General features: G+C 60.4%; 13 protein-coding genes. 7 read left to right on the forward strand and 6 right to left on the reverse strand.

What is annotated here, in order from left to right; all coding sequences use genetic code 11:
* Positions 1–174 precede the first annotated feature (174 nt).
* Positions 175–726: a lipoprotein gene (locus tag I6L34_RS20155; protein ID WP_005337065.1), complete on the reverse strand. Its 552-nt coding sequence runs from the start codon at positions 724–726 to the stop codon at positions 175–177.
* 208 nt (positions 727–934) lie between these two features.
* On the opposite strand from I6L34_RS20155, the gene I6L34_RS20160 reads away from it, so the two are divergent.
* Positions 935–1,705 carry a hypothetical protein gene (locus I6L34_RS20160; RefSeq protein WP_042080398.1) on the forward strand — a complete coding sequence of 257 codons (771 nt, stop codon included), beginning with the start codon at positions 935–937 and terminating at the stop codon, positions 1,703–1,705.
* 12 nt (positions 1,706–1,717) lie between these two features.
* Here the strand turns inward: I6L34_RS20160 and I6L34_RS20165 are convergent, their stop codons facing one another.
* The 3 genes from I6L34_RS20165 to I6L34_RS20175 all read right to left on the reverse strand — a co-directional run bounded on the left by I6L34_RS20165 (position 1,718) and on the right by I6L34_RS20175 (position 5,212).
* Complete coding sequence (locus tag I6L34_RS20165) at positions 1,718–2,179, reverse strand: DUF2919 domain-containing protein (protein ID WP_042657897.1); 462 nt, start codon at positions 2,177–2,179, stop codon at positions 1,718–1,720.
* A 148-nt stretch (positions 2,180–2,327) separates the two neighbouring features.
* Positions 2,328–3,275: a magnesium/cobalt transporter CorA gene (corA, locus tag I6L34_RS20170; RefSeq protein ID WP_005337059.1), complete on the reverse strand. Its 948-nt coding sequence runs from the start codon at positions 3,273–3,275 to the stop codon at positions 2,328–2,330.
* Positions 3,276–3,568: 293 nt separating this feature from the next.
* Positions 3,569–5,212 carry an electron transfer flavoprotein-ubiquinone oxidoreductase gene (locus I6L34_RS20175; RefSeq protein ID WP_058057447.1) on the reverse strand — a complete coding sequence of 548 codons (1,644 nt, stop codon included), beginning with the start codon at positions 5,210–5,212 and terminating at the stop codon, positions 3,569–3,571.
* A gap of 169 nt (positions 5,213–5,381) precedes the next feature.
* On the opposite strand from I6L34_RS20175, the gene I6L34_RS20180 reads away from it, so the two are divergent.
* The 5 genes from I6L34_RS20180 to aroG all read left to right on the forward strand — a co-directional run bounded on the left by I6L34_RS20180 (position 5,382) and on the right by aroG (position 11,173).
* Positions 5,382–6,149 (forward strand): electron transfer flavoprotein subunit beta/FixA family protein, encoded by a 768-nt coding sequence (locus tag I6L34_RS20180; protein WP_058057448.1) that lies wholly within the window; start codon positions 5,382–5,384, stop codon positions 6,147–6,149.
* Positions 6,146–7,072 (forward strand): electron transfer flavoprotein subunit alpha/FixB family protein, encoded by a 927-nt coding sequence (locus I6L34_RS20185; RefSeq protein WP_058057449.1) that lies wholly within the window; start codon positions 6,146–6,148, stop codon positions 7,070–7,072. Before I6L34_RS20180 ends, I6L34_RS20185 begins: the two co-directional genes overlap by 4 nt.
* Positions 7,073–7,297: 225 nt before the next feature.
* The gene (gene serC, locus I6L34_RS20190) at positions 7,298–8,386 is read left to right on the forward strand and encodes a 3-phosphoserine/phosphohydroxythreonine transaminase (protein WP_058057450.1); all 1,089 of its coding nucleotides are present in this window, start codon (positions 7,298–7,300) and stop codon (positions 8,384–8,386) included.
* Positions 8,387–8,613: 227 nt separating this feature from the next.
* Positions 8,614–9,897 carry a 3-phosphoshikimate 1-carboxyvinyltransferase gene (gene aroA / locus I6L34_RS20195; protein WP_216955221.1) on the forward strand — a complete coding sequence of 428 codons (1,284 nt, stop codon included), beginning with the start codon at positions 8,614–8,616 and terminating at the stop codon, positions 9,895–9,897.
* 220 nt (positions 9,898–10,117) lie between these two features.
* Positions 10,118–11,173, forward strand: a complete 1,056-nt coding sequence (gene aroG, locus I6L34_RS20200) for a 3-deoxy-7-phosphoheptulonate synthase AroG (RefSeq protein ID WP_058057452.1) — start codon at positions 10,118–10,120, stop codon at positions 11,171–11,173.
* 126 nt (positions 11,174–11,299) lie between these two features.
* Here the strand turns inward: aroG and I6L34_RS20205 are convergent, their stop codons facing one another.
* Positions 11,300–12,895, reverse strand: a complete 1,596-nt coding sequence (locus I6L34_RS20205) for a methyl-accepting chemotaxis protein (RefSeq protein WP_058057453.1) — start codon at positions 12,893–12,895, stop codon at positions 11,300–11,302.
* 256 nt (positions 12,896–13,151) lie between these two features.
* Here I6L34_RS20205 and hutW point away from each other — a divergent pair, with 256 nt between their 5' ends.
* Positions 13,152–14,513, forward strand: coding sequence for a heme anaerobic degradation radical SAM methyltransferase ChuW/HutW (hutW, locus tag I6L34_RS20210; RefSeq protein ID WP_216955222.1), 1,362 nt, complete (start codon positions 13,152–13,154; stop codon positions 14,511–14,513).
* Positions 14,514–14,626: 113 nt separating this feature from the next.
* Here the strand turns inward: hutW and I6L34_RS20215 are convergent, their stop codons facing one another.
* Positions 14,627–16,015: a DEAD/DEAH box helicase gene (locus I6L34_RS20215; protein ID WP_058057455.1), complete on the reverse strand. Its 1,389-nt coding sequence runs from the start codon at positions 16,013–16,015 to the stop codon at positions 14,627–14,629.
* Positions 16,016–16,152 lie beyond the last annotated feature (137 nt).

Below are 16,152 nucleotides of genomic sequence, written 5' to 3' on the forward strand. Positions count from 1 at the left end.
TATTATTGACGCTTCTCATGACGAATCTAAATGAGAATGGTCTGCATTATGCTGTGTTGAGGGGAACTTGAGAAGTAAAAAACCGCCCCATTCGGCTGCACGTTAAACTGGATGTGCGCTGTCGAAGAGGACGGTTATCTGCTTATTGCGCTGAAAGTGCCAGCGCTGCGGGGATCAGAGCAGCTTGAACGGGATGACCAGACGGCCCGGCTCTACCTTGAGGGCTTCGACCTTCTCCTTGATCCTGGCTTCGTTCTTGCGGCTGCTGTCGAGGCGGTAGACCGGGGTCTGCGACAGGAACAGGGAGAGCGACTGATTGAAGGTGGGCAGCAGCGGGGTGAGGGCGGCCCCGATATCGGCCGGCTCGGTCTTGACCGAGACCAGTTCAAGGTCGCGCAGATAGATGGCGCCCTGATCGGCCACATAGTCCGGACGGGCACTCAGGGCAAAGCGGATCTTCATCTGCTGGCTGCCAAGGGGGCTGCTCACCTGCAGGTCGCCAGCAGCGTCCAGCTCGATGCGATCTGCTTGTTTGCGGCCTATACGGCTCTGCATCTCGTCCAGACGGATCTTGCTCGACATGATGCCGGGGATCCCCAGCTGTTTTTCAAAAGAGACCTGATCCTTGAGGTACTGATTGATTTCGGCCTCGCTGACGTTGTATTGGGTCAGCGAGCAGGCCCCCAGCAGCAGGGCGAGGGGGAGTAACAACAGCTGTTTCAACATGATGGATTCCGCTTGGGCAACTATGATGGCGCTATCTTACGCGATAACGGGCGTGGAATGAGAGCCTCATACCGTGGGAAATCACGGAGTTGCTGCATTCCCGATTGTTTTTTGGCAACCGCCGGGTTCATCATCGACGGGTGAGCGGAATAAGGCCGATCAGTTGGCTGCGGGTGTGGGTCTACGCACAGAGAACGAGGAGAGCGTAATGGTTCGGATGGGCAAGGTTGGCCGCAGGGCGCTGCTGTGGCTTGGCTGCATGATGGGACTGTGGAGCCCGTCGCTGTGGGCTGAGGTGAAAGTGATCCCGGTCTTCGAGGCGCAGGCGGCGGTGCAGACCCTCAAGGAGATCTACCCCCAGCTTGGGGTGAGTGCCATGGGGAACCAGTTGGTGCTGAGCGGGACGCCAGCCCAGCTGCAGGAGGCCGAAGCCACGCTGGCGCAGGTCAACCAGCCGCCGCAAAGTCTGCTTATCGAGTGGCGGGTCGATGGTGCCGCCAGCGGTCAGCAACTGGGGGGCTCAATCAGTCGCGACGAGGCCAAGCGGCAGTGGCTGGTCGATGGCAACGCCCGGCAGTACCAGCGCAGCCAGAACGACAGCTGGCAGGTGCGCGGGCTGTCGGGCCGTCCCGTGCTGCTGCAGATGGGCTCCTATCAGCCGGTCACCTTCTATCAGTGGAACGGGGGCGCCGTGGTGGGGATGATGCCGCTGGTGAACGGCCTCTATGCCACGGCCACCTTGATTGGCGATCGGGTGCAGATTGCGCTGAGCAGCGAACAGGCGAGGCTGGATCAGGGCACCATCAATCGTGGGCAGAGTGCCACCGAGGTGAGCGGGGCCCCGGGCCAGTGGCTGACGGTGGGCGAGCTTTCGACCAGCTCAGCGGATCAGGGGAGTAGCCTCGGCACCCAGCTACAGGGCGGTCGAGGCAGCCAGAGCGAGCGCCAGACCCTGCAGATCCGGGTCACTCGTCAATAGGTATCAGCCCCTTCAGTGGGGCTGATCTGCTGCATATTCCCGTAGTTGGCGACTGCGCAGCAGATACCAGAGTGACCAGAGGCTGGCGACCAGCACCAGTGCGGTGGGCCAGCTGAATGACCACTTCTGCAGATTGAGGCTGTGCAGTTGCATCAGCAGACCGCTGACGGCAGAGCAGAGCAGCAGCAGCGGGCTGTGGCGCCGGAGTCTGGCGCGAATGCTCTGGGTCTGCTGATAGGTGCCCCCGCAGGCGAGCAACGCCAGCATGGCGGGTACGTCGGTCAGCAGGCTGATGTAGAGGGTGATCTTGTCCGGATAAAAAAGGGTCAGGATCTCGCTGCCGCTCTCGCGGGTCACTCCCGCCATCAGAAATAGCCAGACCGAGCGGGTCAGCAACAGGGCGATGGGCCAGAACCAGAGGGGCGGGCGCAACTGGCCGTGATCGTCATATCGGTGTTCGGGGTAGAGGGTCATGGTTGCCCGTTATCCACTTGAATTGAGTGATGGAAGGGATATGGGGCGACGAAGCGTCCTTTGCAAGGCGTTGGGAGTGGCGCAAATTAATCGGGGGGCCATGCCCCCCAATCCGTTTCTTCAGATATCGCAGCGTGCGTCGGCTGCGTTACAGCCAGCCTTTGCGCTTGAAGAAGAGGCCGGTGCCGAGCGATGACATCACCATCAGCACCAGTGACATGGGATAACCATACTCCCAGGCGAGCTCCGGCATGCGGCCGAAGTTCATGCCGTAGATACTGGCGATCAGGGTCGGCGGCAGGAAGATCACGGCGGCTACCGAGAAGATCTTGATCACCTTGTTCTGCTCCAGATTGGTGACCCCCATGGAGGCCTCCAGCTGGAAGTTGATCTTGTCGAACAAGAACTGGGTGTGGGGCAACAGGGATTCCACGTCGTGCAGCATCTCGTCGATCCACTTGTTCTGCTCAAGGCTCATGCGCTGGCGCAGGCTGCGTTTGAGGAAACGCAGGGCGCGGCGGGTATCGTGCAGAGAGAGACGGATCTGGCCGTTGGCCTCTTCCTGTGCCATCAACTCTTTGAGCATGGGGTTGATCTGATCTGGTTCGAAGATCTGATCGGCGGTGTTCTCCAACGTTTTGTAACCATCTTCGATAAGGTCGGAGAGGTACTCCACCTTGAGGTTTTGCACCTCCAGCAGGATGTCGAGGGCATCCTCCACTTCCAGCCGATCCTGGCGCATATAGTGGCGCAGCAGGCGCACCAGCCCGATGTCATCTTCACGAATGCTGATCAGCAGGTTGTTGCGCAGGGTAAAGGAGACGTGGACACCCTTGGTGTCACGACCTATCCGCTGGGGAAACAGGGAGTGAATGTGCAGACCATCGGTATCCCAGTAAAAACGGGCGGATGCTTCGATGTCGTCGAGCTCTTCCTTGTCGGGGACCTCTTCCAGGAACAGGCCCGTCAACCATTCTCGCTCTGCCGTGTCCGGCTTGTAGGCATCCAGCCAGACCGTGTTGTCAGGTACTATGTCGTCAGGCCCGAGCGTGACTATGTCCAGCACCTTGTTGTTGAGAATGTAGGCGGTGATCATCTGTCCCCCCTTAAAAAGTCATGGGTAATCAGGGATGGTTGCACAGGTCATGCGGCCTTAGATCGCTGCAGAAGGCGATCCCGTGGATAAGCAGATCGGGCCGATGGAAAACCTGAATGCGGCGAACTATACAGGGGCGGGCCGCGCTTGTCAGGGGCTATTCATCAGGGATTCAGCCTGTTTGTTCAAAAAAACAGCGAGGTCGGATCACCTGAGCTGCTATGCGGGGTAGAACCCAGCCTTTGGATGGGGGAGGGCTAGCCGGGGCTGCTTGTTGCCGCTGCCCCGCTTCATCACATATTCGGATAATTGGGCCCGGAGCCCCCCTGTGGCGGCGTCCAGATAATGTTTTGACTGGGGTCCTTGATATCGCAGGTTTTGCAGTGGATGCAGTTGGCTGCGTTGATCTGCAGTTTGGCCGCGCCTTCCATTTCAAGCACTTCAAACACCCCTGCCGGGCAGTAGCGTTGGGCGGGTTCGGCCCAGGTGGGCAGATTGACCTCGACCGGAATGCGCTCGTCCTGCAGCTTGAGGTGGCAAGGCTGATCCTCGTCGTGACTGGTGTTGGCCAGATATACAGACGAGAGCTTGTCAAAGCTCAGTCTGCCATCGGGTTTGGGATAACGAATGGGCTCGCAGCGGCTGGCCACGCGCAGCTGACGGTAGTCGTGAGCCTTATCGAGCAGCTTGAAGGGCGAGTTTGCGCCAAACAGCCGTTGCTCCAGCCAGTTGAAGGCACCGCCCAACCAGGGACCATAGCGGTGAAGCGCCGCGCCGAAGTTGCGTGCTGCCTTGAGTTCGTGGGCCAGCCAGCTCTGGTGCAGCTCGTCACCATACTGGGCCAGGTCCCGACCCCCTTCATCGCCCCCCCGCAGGGCCATCGCGACGGTTTTTGCCGCCAGCATGCCGGACTTCATGGCGGTGTGGATCCCCTTGATCCGGGAAAAGTCGAGGGTGCCGGCATCGCAGCCGATCAGCAGTCCGCCCGGGAAGTGCATGCGGGGCAGGGCGTGCCAGCCCCCCTTGGTGATGGCGCGGGCGCCATAGCTGATGCGCTCACCCCCTTGCAACACGCCGGCGATAAGCGGGTGATGCTTGAGGCGCTGGAATTCGTCGAACGGGCTGAGCCAGGGATTCTGGTAGTTGAGATCGACAATCAGCCCGACTGCCACCTGATCCCCCTCCATGTGATAGAGATAGAAACCGCCGTGACTATTGCCGCCCCCCTGCTTGCCAAGGGGCCAGCCACTGCCGTGCAGCACCTGTCCCGCTTTGCCTTGGCCAGCAGGCAGTTGCCACAGCTCCTTGAAGCCGATGGCATAGTGCTGGGGCTGGGCAGCGCTTGCCAGGTTGAATGCGGCGATCAGCTGCTTGCCGAGATGACCGCGGGCCCCTTCGGCAAAGAGGGTGTAGCGACCGAGCAGCGCCATGCCGGGCACATGATCAGCTTTTGGATTGCCCGCGCGATCCAGCCCCAGATCGCCGGTGATGACCCCCTTGACCTGGCCCGCTTCCATGATAAGTTCGCTGGCGGTAAATCCTGGGTATATTTCGACTCCCAGTTTTTCCGCCTGTTGGCCAAGCCAGCGGCAGAGATTGCCCAGACTGACCACATGGCAACCCTGATTGTGCATCCGGGGCGGCACTGCCCAGGCGGGGAGTTGCAGGGAGCGTTGCTCGCTTTGCAGCAGATGAACCTGATCGTCGCTGACCGGCACGCCGAGCGGCGCTTGCTGCCAGCCATCCGGCAGCAGCTCTTGCAAGGCGACGGGATCAAACAGGGCGCCGGAGAGCAGATGGGCGCCAATTTCCGCTCCCTTCTCCAGCAGACAGACAGAGAGAGTGGCATCCTGCTGTTTCAGGGCGATGGCTGCACTGAGCCCCGCCGGACCGCCGCCGACGATGACGACATCAAATTCCATTGCTTCCCGTTCCATCTTGCCTCTGCGCTCTGGTTGGCCTAGGGTAATGCTGGTAGTTTACGTAAACGTAAAGCAGTTGTAAGCAAAACTGAGCAAGAAAAAGCAAAAAATCAGGGAAGAGCGTACTGCAACAAACGCAGAGGCACACTAATGAATTCAATCCAAAGAGACGAGGCATGACCCCATGAAGCTGCTGGTCGCGATCAAACGGGTAGTCGACTACAACGTCAAGATCCGGGTGAAGGGAGACGGCTCCGACGTGGAGCTGGCCAATGTGAAGATGGGGATCAACCCCTTTTGTGAAATTGCGGTGGAGGAGGGGGTCAGGCTGCGGGAAGCGGGTATCGCCAGCGAGCTGGTGGTGGTGACTTTCGGCCCTGACGCTGCCGCCGAGCAACTGCGCCATGGGCTGGCGCTGGGGGCGGATCGGGCACTGCATTATATAACCTGTGAGAGTGTCACCGATGAGGCGCTCGCCCCGCTGACTGTCGCTCGCGCCTTGCACAAGGTGTGTGAGCAGGAGCAGCCGGATCTGGTGCTGCTCGGCAAGCAGTCCATCGATTCAGACAACAATCAGGTGGCCCAGATGCTGGCTGCCCTCAATGATTGGCCGCTGGCGACCTGCGCGTCCGCCCTCAAGGTGGAAGCTGCTGAGCTGCTGGTGACCCGCGAAATCGACGGTGGCCTCGAGACCCTGGGCATGCCTTTACCTGCGGTGGTGAGCGCCGATCTGCGTTTGAATGAACCGCGCTTTGCCTCGCTGCCCAACATCATGAAGGCCAAGCGCAAGCCGCTTGATAGCGCTCCGTTCTCTACACTCGCCGTTGAGGTGGCCAATCAGACCCGCTTGCTCGGGGTGATGGCGCCGCCAGCCCGCAGCGCCGGGATCAAGGTGGGCTCGGTGGACGAGCTGGTGGACAAACTCAAACACGAAGCGAAGGTGCTGCCATGAGCGTGCTGATCATTGCCGAACATCATCAGGGCCATCTGGCCGACAACGTGGCACAACTGGTCACCGCCGCCGGAGCCATCGGCGGTCAGGTTGACCTGCTGTTGCTGGGTCAGGGGCTGACCGAGGCGAGTGAACAGGCGGCAGCTCTCGGCGGCGTCGGCAAGGTGTTGCTTGCCGAACATCCGATGCTGGCCGACGGGCTGCTGGATGGGGTGGACAAGCTGCTGGCCAGCTGGTGCGAAGGTTACAGCCACTGCCTGATGGCGGCGAGTGCCATGGGCAAGGCGTTGCTGCCACAGGTGGCGGCCCGGCTCGGGGTGGAGATGCTCTCCGAGGTGACGGCTATCGAGAGCAGCGATACCTTCCTGCGCCCCATCTATGCGGGCAATGCCATCGCCAGAGTGGCAAGTTCGGCATCCGTCAAGGTGATGACGGTGCGGGCCACCGCGTTTGCCAAGGCGGCGACAGGCGGGCAGGCTCTCATCGAGCGCTTGGCCGTGCCCGAATTCGCTGGTCGTACCCGGCTGGTCGAGCGCCGCGCGGTGCGCTCCAGCAGGCCCGAACTGACCGCCGCTCGGGTGGTGGTCTCCGGTGGCCGGGCTCTGGGCTCCAAGGCGCAATTTGCCCTGATTGAGGCGCTGGCCGACAAGCTGGGTGGGGCGGTGGGGGCATCGCGAGCCGCTGTTGATGCAGGATATGTCGCCAACGATCTGCAAGTGGGGCAGACCGGCAAGGTGGTGGCGCCCGAGCTCTATATCGCGGTCGGTATTTCGGGCGCCATCCAGCATCTGGCGGGGATGAAGGAGTCGAAGGTGATCGTGGCCATCAACAAGGACAGCGATGCCCCCATCTTTCAGGTGGCTGACTATGGGCTGGTGGGGGATCTCTTCACCCTGCTGCCGGAGCTCACCGCCAAACTGTAAATTCGTCAGAAATGGCTGAGCTGTGGTCGTTTATGCGCTCTGCCCGCCATTTCTGTGCATGTTCCCTGCAAGCCCTGACCCGTTCAGGGCTTTTTCTCCTGCAAGGGGGATGCAGAGTGACGGTAAAAGGTTGAGCCAGCTCCCAAAAAGCCTTTGATCCGCTGGCTGCTCTTGTGTAAAACCTGACAAGTCATCGATTACTCTCATCCACTCACGGAAAGCGTCATGAGCAAACAGATTTACAACTTCTGCGCCGGCCCCGCCATGCTGCCGGTTGAAGTCATGGAGCGCGCCCAGCGCGAATTTTGTAACTTTCAGGGGCTGGGAGCCTCGGTCATGGAGCTTTCCCATCGCGGCAAGCCCTACATGGCGGTTGCCGAGAAGGCCGAAGCGGATCTGCGCGAACTGCTGGCGGTGCCGGACAACTACAAGGTGCTCTTCATGCACGGTGGCGGCCGCGGTCAGTTCTCCGCCGTGCCCATGAACCTGCTGGGCGGCGCCAACAAGAAAGCGGACTTCCTGCTGACCGGCGTCTGGTCCCAGAGCGCGGTGGATGAAGCCAAAAAGTATGGCGATATCCAGACCTTCCAGGGGGTTGCCAAGAACGAGCAGGGGATCTCCCACCTGCTGCCGACCCCGGCGTTTCGCGCCGATGCGGCCTATGTTCACTACTGTCCGAACGAAACCATCGACGGCATCGAGATGTTCGACATCCCGGCCACCGGCGAGGTGCCGCTGGTGGCGGATCTCTCCTCCACCATTCTCTCCCGTCCTCTCGACGTGAGCCGCTTTGGCATCATCTATGCTGGTGCCCAAAAAAATATCGGGCCGTCCGGGCTTGCCATCGCCATCGTGCGCGATGATCTGCTGGATCAGGCGAGAGCCGATGTGCCCTCGATTTTCGACTACCAGCTCACTGCCAAGAACGACTCCATGTTCAACACGCCGCCCACCTACGCCTGGTATCTGGCCGGTCTGGTGTTCGAATGGCTCAAGGAACAGGGTGGCCTCGAGGCGATGGAAGCGCGCAACAAGGAGAAGGCCGACTTCCTCTATGACTATCTCGATCAGTCGAGCTTTTACGGCAATCAGGTGGATGTCAGCTGCCGTTCGCGTATGAACATCCCGTTCCAGCTGAAAAATGCCGAGCTGGACAAGCAGTTCCTGGCCGAATCGGAAGCGGCCGGCCTGCTGGCCCTCAAAGGGCACCGCATCGTCGGTGGCATGCGCGCCAGCATCTACAACGCCATGCCGCTGGAGGGAGTGAAGGCCCTGGTGAGCTTTATGGATGGTTTTGCCAAGCGCAACGGCTGAGAAGAGAGTACTAACATGCTTGCTGGCGGCCTCTCGTGACAACCCGTGAGCCGCTTCCAGCTATTGCAGTGATTCAAGACGCCTGGGATACCCCGGCGTCTTTTTTTCAACAGAACCTGCGCGCTGGCGTTTGCCGTGCGATTTCCCCTGAAAGTGCCCTTGCCGAGCGGGACGCAGGCTGTTAACGTCCGGACAGGCGTTTATTTTTGAGATAGCACAGGAAGTCTATGAATTCGTTGCGTTTGGAACCCATTTCTCGTGTGGCCGGTGAGGTCAATCTGCCCGGCTCCAAGAGTGTCTCTAACCGTGCGCTGCTGCTGGCGGCGCTGGCTCGTGGCACCACCCGTCTGACCAACCTGCTCGACAGCGATGACATTCGTCATATGCTGGCTGCGCTGACCCAGCTCGGGGTCAAGTACAAGCTCTCCGCCGACAAGACCGAGTGCACCGTGCAGGGGCTGGGTCGCAGTTTTGCGGTGAAAGAGCCGGTCAATCTGTTCCTCGGCAACGCCGGTACTGCCATGCGACCGCTGTGCGCCGCCCTGTGCCTCGGCTCCGGTGAATATACCCTGGGCGGCGAGCCGCGCATGGAAGAGCGTCCCATCGGCCATCTGGTGGATGCCCTGCGTGAAGCGGGTGCCCATATCCAGTACCTCAAACACGATGGTTATCCGCCGCTGGTGGTGGATGCCAAGGGGCTTTGGGGCGGCGATGTGCACGTTGATGGCTCCGTCTCCAGCCAGTTCCTGACCGCGTTTTTGATGGCAGCGCCGATGGCGGCCGGTGATACGCGGATCCACATCAAGGGGGAGCTGGTCTCCAAGCCTTACATCGACATCACTCTGCACATCATGAAGCAGTTCGGGGTGGTCATCGAGCACGACAACTACAAGCTGTTCTACATCAAGGGCAACCAGACCTACATCAGCCCGGGTGACTTTCTGGTGGAAGGAGATGCCTCCAGCGCCTCTTACTTCCTCGCAGCGGGCGCCATCAAGGGCAAGGTACGGGTCACCGGTATCGGCAAGCACAGCATTCAGGGTGATATTCACTTCGCCGATGTGCTGGAGAAGATGGGCGCGCGCATCATCTGGGGCGATGATTTCATCGAGGCGGAGCAGGCACCGCTGCACGGAGTGGATATGGACATGAACCATATTCCCGATGCGGCCATGACCATCGCGGTTGCCGCGCTGTTTGCCGAGGGGCCGACCTCCATTCGCAATATCTACAACTGGCGGGTGAAGGAGACCGATCGTCTGCACGCCATGGCGACCGAGCTGCGCAAGCTGGGCGTCGAAGTGGAGGAGGGGCATGACTTTATCACCGTGACCCCGCCGACCCAGCTCAAGCATGCCGAGATCGATACCTACAACGATCACCGTATCGCCATGTGCTTCTCGCTGGTGGCGCTGTCGGATATCCCGGTCACCATCAATGATCCCAAGTGCACCTCGAAGACCTTCCCGGATTACTTCGACAAGCTGGCCAGTATCAGCCAGCGTGGCTGATCACTGACAAACCCGTCATCACCGACGCTTCGGGCCCGCGCTGAGCGGGCCTTTTTGCCTTCCTCATCCGCACTTCCATTTCGCCTAGCATCATTTCAATAACTTGCAAGATTGATATATAAAATAGTTTTATGATTGCTGTAATTTCCTATTTACACATGCCCTGTCGCGGGCTATGTTGAGATTTCCTAATCGCAGTCATCTAGCAGGAAGCCTTGTCATGCAGCATCAAACCGACGACGTTCGTATCAGTGAAATCAAAGAGTTATTACCCCCGGTTGCGGTGCTTGAGAAGTTTCCGGCTACCGAGGTTGCCTCGTCCACCGTTTTTGAATCCCGTCAGGCCATTCACAATATCCTGGCCGGCGAAGATGATCGTCTGCTGGTGGTGATTGGTCCTTGCTCCATCCATGATCCGGTTGCCGCGCTGGAGTATGGCAAGCGCCTCAAGGCGTTGCGCGACGAGCTGAAAGGTCAGCTGGAGATCGTGATGCGGGTCTACTTCGAAAAACCGCGCACCACAGTGGGTTGGAAGGGGCTGATCAACGATCCGTACCTCGACAACAGCTGCAAGATCAACGACGGTCTGCGCATTGGTCGCAAGCTGTTACTGGATCTCAACGACATGGGGCTGCCGACTGCCTCCGAGTTCCTCGACATGATCACCCCGCAATATGTGGCGGATTTGATGAGCTGGGGTGCGATCGGTGCCCGTACCACTGAATCCCAAGTACACCGCGAGCTGGCCTCCGGCCTCTCCTGCCCGGTGGGCTTCAAGAACGGCACTGACGGCACCATCAAGGTTGCCATCGATGCCATCGGTGCCGCCAGTGCGCCGCACCACTTCCTGTCGGTTACCAAATACGGTCACTCCGCCATCGTGGCGACCCGCGGCAACCCGGACTGTCACATCATTCTGCGTGGTGGTCGTGAGCCGAACTACAGCGCCGCCCATGTCAGCGAAGTTGTGAAGGGGCTGGAGAAGGCCGGTCTGCCGCAGAAGGTGATGATCGACTTTAGTCATGCCAACAGCAGCAAGCAGTTCAAGAACCAGATGGTGGTGGCCGAGGATGTGGCCGGCCAACTGCGTGCCGGCAGCAAGGCGGTGTTTGGGGTGATGGTGGAGAGCCATCTGGTGGAAGGTCGTCAGGATCTGGTGGAAGGGGGTGAACTCACCGTCGGCCAGAGCATCACCGATGCCTGCATCGGTTGGGCCGATACCGAAGTGCTGCTACGCAACCTGGCTGATGCCGTCGCAACCCGTAACGCCCGCTAAAACCATCCCGGTGGCGCTGTTAATCGTCAACGCGCCGCTGGAATAGCAACGCGGCCGCTCGGCCAAATCGAATCCATAAAGCAAAAGCGCGACCCTCGGGTCGCGCTTTTTCATATGTGAAGTGGATTACCAGCGGTAGGTTTTCAGCAGCGCCTCCAGTTTCTGGCACTGCTCTACCAGCTGAATGCTGGCGAGGTTGGCGGCGTGCGCCTGACCCAGGGTGTCGTTGGAGGTGTTGCGAATATCGCTCACCGAGCTGTCTACCTCATGGCAGACCCTGTCCTGCTCTTCGGCCGACTGCGCCATCTGGGCGTTGAGGTCGTTGATGCGGGCGATGCGCTCGATGATGTTCTGCATGGCTGCCAGGGTCGCTTCGGTCTTGCTGATGCTCTCATCGGCTTTGCTTTTTGCATCCCCGATCACCGTAACTGCGCTCTGGGCCTCATTTTGCAGGGCGGCGATCATCTGGGAGATCTCTTCGCTGGCGGCGCGGCTGCGGTTGGAGAGGGCCCGCACTTCATCGGCCACCACCGCAAAGCCACGGCCTTGCTCACCTGCCCGGGCCGCTTCAATCGCAGCGTTGAGGGCCAGCAGGTTGGTCTGATCGGCAATCCCCTTGATCACCTCGAGCACACCGTCAACCGCCAGGCAACGACTGTCGAGCTGCTGGATCACCTGATCCACCCGATCAATCTCTGCCGACATCTCGCCCATGTCGGTGATGGAGTGCTGGGCGAGGCGGCTGGTGTCAGCAGCATCCTGATTGGTGAGGGCGGAGAGCTCGGCGCTGTGGCGGGCATGTTCGCGCACTTCATGAGAGCTGGCGGCCAGCTCGCTCACGGCGGCGGCGACCTGGGTGGTCATCCCCTCTTGCTGGCGGGCCGAGTTTTCGGTCTGGGTCGCCACCTGACGGATCTGGTTTGATTCCTGATAGAGCTGGTGGGTCGCCCCTTCCACCTCCTGCAGGCTGTGGCGGAAGCCCTGCACCATGTCATTGACGGCGCGGGTCATCTGGCCCAGTTCATCCCGGCTGTCATTGACCAGGGGGAGGGCGAGGTCGCGCTCTTTGGCCATCCGGATCATGGTGAGCTGCAACTGGCGCAGTGGGTGTTTCACGTAACGTTGCAATACCCACCAGAGCAAGCCGAAGCCAATGCTGAAGACGGCGGCCAGGCTGCCGCTCAGGATCAGGTTGTTGTGGCGGATCTCGCCGAAGGTGTGGCTGAGGTCATAACTGATCCGCACAGCCCCCATCACTGTTCCTTCATTGACCTGGTGACAGGTGAGGCACTGGGTGCCGCGATACTCCTTGTAGGCTTTGAACGGTTTGATCAGGGTGAGCCGGTTGCCCTGCTGCTCCAGGATGGCTTCGCCCTGATTGATGGCACGCTCATCGAGGGGATCCTGCGCTTTCTGATCCGGATGACCCGGGCCAAACAGGTTGCTGACGGCCGGTGCGCGCACCAGACGGGCCTCAACGATGCCCGCTTCACTCTTGAGTTTGGTCTGCACTATCTGCCGGTTGGCCATGCCACCTGTCATCATCAGCACGTTCACCTGATCCATATAGGTGTTGGCCATGCTCTCAACTTTCTCCTCTGCCAGCCGGATGGCGAGATCCCGTTGCAGCCAGGCGGAGAGTTCGAAGCAGAGGCCAAAGGTGGTGCTGATGACCAGCGCAAGAGGGAGGAATATTTTCCAGTTCAAGGAGAGGTTATGCATTTTGGGCAAGTTCCATGCGCTTGGTGTTGTTATGTGATCCCGTATCATCTTGATCGTAGACGAAGAAACGGCGGGAGATGGTTCTCTATCGGCACACGATAACCACTCTTGAGTAAATAATCTGTTAAGCAGATCGGTAATGCAGGTTGCCAAAATGCCTTTCGGGAGGGGGGCTGCTCCTCGGGTTGATCCAGAACAAATTGCCAGTAACGATAATCGTTATCATTGTCATTATTTGCTGATAATAGTGACCATCATGAATCTGACCCCTTCCATGACCGGTATTGCCACGCCGGATCCCCTCAAGTTTGCTTTTAGCGCCAAGACCTCGGCTCACGCCAGTCGGGGAGGGATGCGCCCCTTCCAGTTGGATGAGGCTGGCTGGCAGAGCTGGTGGCAGCGAGAGAGTGAAGCTGAGGAGCGCGCCCTCTACATCCACATTCCGTTTTGCCGCAAGCGCTGCAGCTTCTGCAATTTCTTTGAAAATGGCGCCAACCCGGCGCGGATCAACCGCTATGTCAACGCCTTGTGCGCCTCCCTTGCGCAGGCGGCTGATACCCCGCTGGCGCAGAGCATGCAGTTTTCAGCCGTCTATGTGGGGGGCGGTACGCCGACCGACATGAGCGCCGACGAGCTGGCCATGCTGGCCGCCGTGATCCGCCGTTTTCCGCTGGCGGCCGATGCCGAGGTGACGCTGGAGGGACGCCTCAACGGCTTTGATGATGAGAAATGGCAGGCGGCGCTGGCGGGGGGCTTCAACCGCTTCTCCTTCGGGGTGCAGAGCTTTGATACCCGGGTGCGTCAGCAGGCGGCCCGTTTCGATGACAGGGAGACGCTGCTGACCCGTCTGGGTGAGCTGACCCGTGATGATGCGGCTGTGATCGTGGCGGATCTCATTTTTGGTCTGCCCGGTCAGGATGATGCAGTGTGGCAGCAGGATATCCGCGATGTGATGGCGAGTGGTGTACACGGGGTCGATCTCTACCAGCTCATCGCCATGCAGGGCACCAATCTGGAGCGGGCGCAGGAGAAGGGCACTCTGGATTGGCTCGCCGATGGCCAGCAGCGGGCGGCCATGTATGCCTATGGCGGGGCGCAACTGGAAGCTCACGGCTGGGAGCGTCTCTCTTGCAGTCACTGGCGGCGCAGCCCGGCCGAGCAGAGTCGTTATAACCAGATGGCCAAGCGCGGTGCGGAGATCCTCCCCTTTGGCGCCGGTGCTGGGGGCAGCATTCTTGGCCACGGCTTGATGTATGGACGGGATCTGGCCCCCTGGCATGACGCGTTGGCCAGTGGCAAGCGGGCGCCCGGGATGGTGATGGGACGCAATCCCAATGCAAGGATGGACGGTCTGCTGCGTGGCGCCCTCGACAGTGGCGTGCTGGCGCTGGATCGTCTGCCAGCGCCTTTGCTGACCCATCTGATGCCGCTTTTTGCCGCCTGGCAGCAGCACGGGCTGGCCGAGATCGAGAACGCACGGTTGCAACTCACCCTCGCCGGCCGCTTCTGGAACGTCAATATGCAGGCTGGCTTGTTCGAGTTCTTGCAGCTCAATCCGCTCAATGGTTCAGCGCCGCCCAGCCATGGTACCGCCGCGGTGCGCCATTCGCTGGTTTGAGCCCGAGCGGAGCATTTGCACGGAGCACTTGCACGACTCCGTGCGATCCATAACGAAAGAGGGAGCCTTGCAGGCTCCCTCTTTTGGCTTGGCAGTTAGCGTCGCGCGCGAGCTTACTCGTCGCTGCTCTCCTGATAGCTGTCGCGCATTGCTTTGGGCAAGCGGCGCATTGGCGCAAAGCCGATATCCTCGCCCACTACTTCCCGCTTGCGGGCCGGTGCAGGTTTTTTGCTGGCGTCCCCCTTGGCTTTGCCCTTGCCCGCGGCTGGCTTGCCCTTGGCATTGCTGCTCTTGGCGTTGGCATGACCGCGAGCCCGAGGCGGGTTCTGCACCGGCTTGCTGCCCGGCAGAGTCTGGCGACTCGGCTTGCCGCTTGGCTCATACCCTTCCAGGATCTCCACGGTCAGGGATTGGCCGATCAGGGCTTCGATAGCCTTGAGCTGACCCAGCTCGTCCTGGCTGACCAGCGAGATGGCCTCGCCGCCACGACCGGCGCGGCCGGTGCGGCCGATACGGTGGATGTAATCCTCCGCCATCTGGGGCAGTTCGAAGTTGATCACGTAGGGCAGTTGATCGATATCGAGACCGCGGGCGGCGATATCGGTCGCTACCAGCACCCGCACCTCGCCACTGCGAAAATCGGCCAGCGCCCGGTTGCGGGCTCCCTGGCTCTTGTCACCGTGGATCGCCACGGTATTGAGACCATCTTTTTGCATCTGCTGGGCGAGGCGGTCGGCGATCTGCTTGGTGCGAACAAACACCAGCACCCGTTGCCAGTTGCCACGGCCAATCATGTGGGAGAGCAGCTCGCGGCGGCGTTCCCGATCCACCTGAATGATGCGTTGGGTTACCTGCTCGGCAGCAGTATTGCTGGGGTCAACCTCGATCAGGGTGGGGTCGTTCAGCAGATCATCCGCCAGCGCCTTGATGTCGTTTGAGAAGGTGGCAGAGAAGAGCAGGGTTTGCCGCTCTGCAGGCAGCGCCTTCATGATGCGGCGGATGTCGACGATAAAGCCCATGTCGAGCATGCGATCCGCTTCATCCAGCACCAGCACTTCGAGCTGGCTCAGGGTTAGAGCGCCCTGGGTCAGCAGATCCAGCAGACGGCCCGGGGTGGCGACCAGAATGTCCACACCCAGCTTGATGGCGTCCAGATTGGGCTTGATGCTGACACCGCCATAGGCGATCAGAGTCTTGAACGGCAGGTGGTGGGCATACTTGATGATGCTCTCGCCAACCTGGGCCGCCAGTTCGCGGGTCGGGGTCAGTACCAGTGCGCGCACCTGACGACGGCCACGACCGTGGTTGGCCAGCAGACGCTGCAACATCGGCAGGGTGAAACCGGCCGTTTTGCCTGTGCCTGTCTGAGCGCCGCCGAGCACATCCTGACCGGCCAGAATGGCCGGAATCGCTTGCTGCTGGATGGGGGTTGGCTGTTCGTAACCCAGCTCCTTGACGGCCCGCAGAATATGCGGAGACAGACCCAGTTCGTTGAATGACATGTTCGAGAGAAACTCCTGAGATGAGCCTTTGGCTCAACGGGCAGCCAGCATGTTGGGGCCAGCCACGATATGGAAAAGATAGTGGGGCCGTAATATAGCAAAAGAGCGGCCGCTGCGCAGTAGCTGTCGCACCGGCC

It is taken from the genome of Aeromonas sp. FDAARGOS 1404 (genome assembly GCF_019047085.1).
Taxonomy (GTDB): Bacteria; Pseudomonadota; Gammaproteobacteria; order Enterobacterales; family Aeromonadaceae; genus Aeromonas; species Aeromonas veronii.

Coding starts and splice junctions, on each gene's coding strand:
- I6L34_RS20165 (WP_042657897.1), bottom strand. CDS start 2,179: ATGACCCTCTACCCCGAACACCGATATGACGATCACGGCCAGTTGCGC.
- aroG (WP_058057452.1), top strand. CDS start 10,118: ATGCAGCATCAAACCGACGACGTTCGTATCAGTGAAATCAAAGAGTTA.
- I6L34_RS20215 (WP_058057455.1), bottom strand. CDS start 16,015: ATGTCATTCAACGAACTGGGTCTGTCTCCGCATATTCTGCGGGCCGTC.
- corA (WP_005337059.1), bottom strand. CDS start 3,275: ATGATCACCGCCTACATTCTCAACAACAAGGTGCTGGACATAGTCACG.
- I6L34_RS20185 (WP_058057449.1), top strand. CDS start 6,146: ATGAGCGTGCTGATCATTGCCGAACATCATCAGGGCCATCTGGCCGAC.
- I6L34_RS20175 (WP_058057447.1), bottom strand. CDS start 5,212: ATGGAACGGGAAGCAATGGAATTTGATGTCGTCATCGTCGGCGGCGGT.
- aroA (WP_216955221.1), top strand. CDS start 8,614: ATGAATTCGTTGCGTTTGGAACCCATTTCTCGTGTGGCCGGTGAGGTC.
- I6L34_RS20205 (WP_058057453.1), bottom strand. CDS start 12,895: ATGCATAACCTCTCCTTGAACTGGAAAATATTCCTCCCTCTTGCGCTG.
- I6L34_RS20160 (WP_042080398.1), top strand. CDS start 935: ATGGTTCGGATGGGCAAGGTTGGCCGCAGGGCGCTGCTGTGGCTTGGC.
- I6L34_RS20180 (WP_058057448.1), top strand. CDS start 5,382: ATGAAGCTGCTGGTCGCGATCAAACGGGTAGTCGACTACAACGTCAAG.
- I6L34_RS20155 (WP_005337065.1), bottom strand. CDS start 726: ATGTTGAAACAGCTGTTGTTACTCCCCCTCGCCCTGCTGCTGGGGGCC.
- serC (WP_058057450.1), top strand. CDS start 7,298: ATGAGCAAACAGATTTACAACTTCTGCGCCGGCCCCGCCATGCTGCCG.
- hutW (WP_216955222.1), top strand. CDS start 13,152: ATGAATCTGACCCCTTCCATGACCGGTATTGCCACGCCGGATCCCCTC.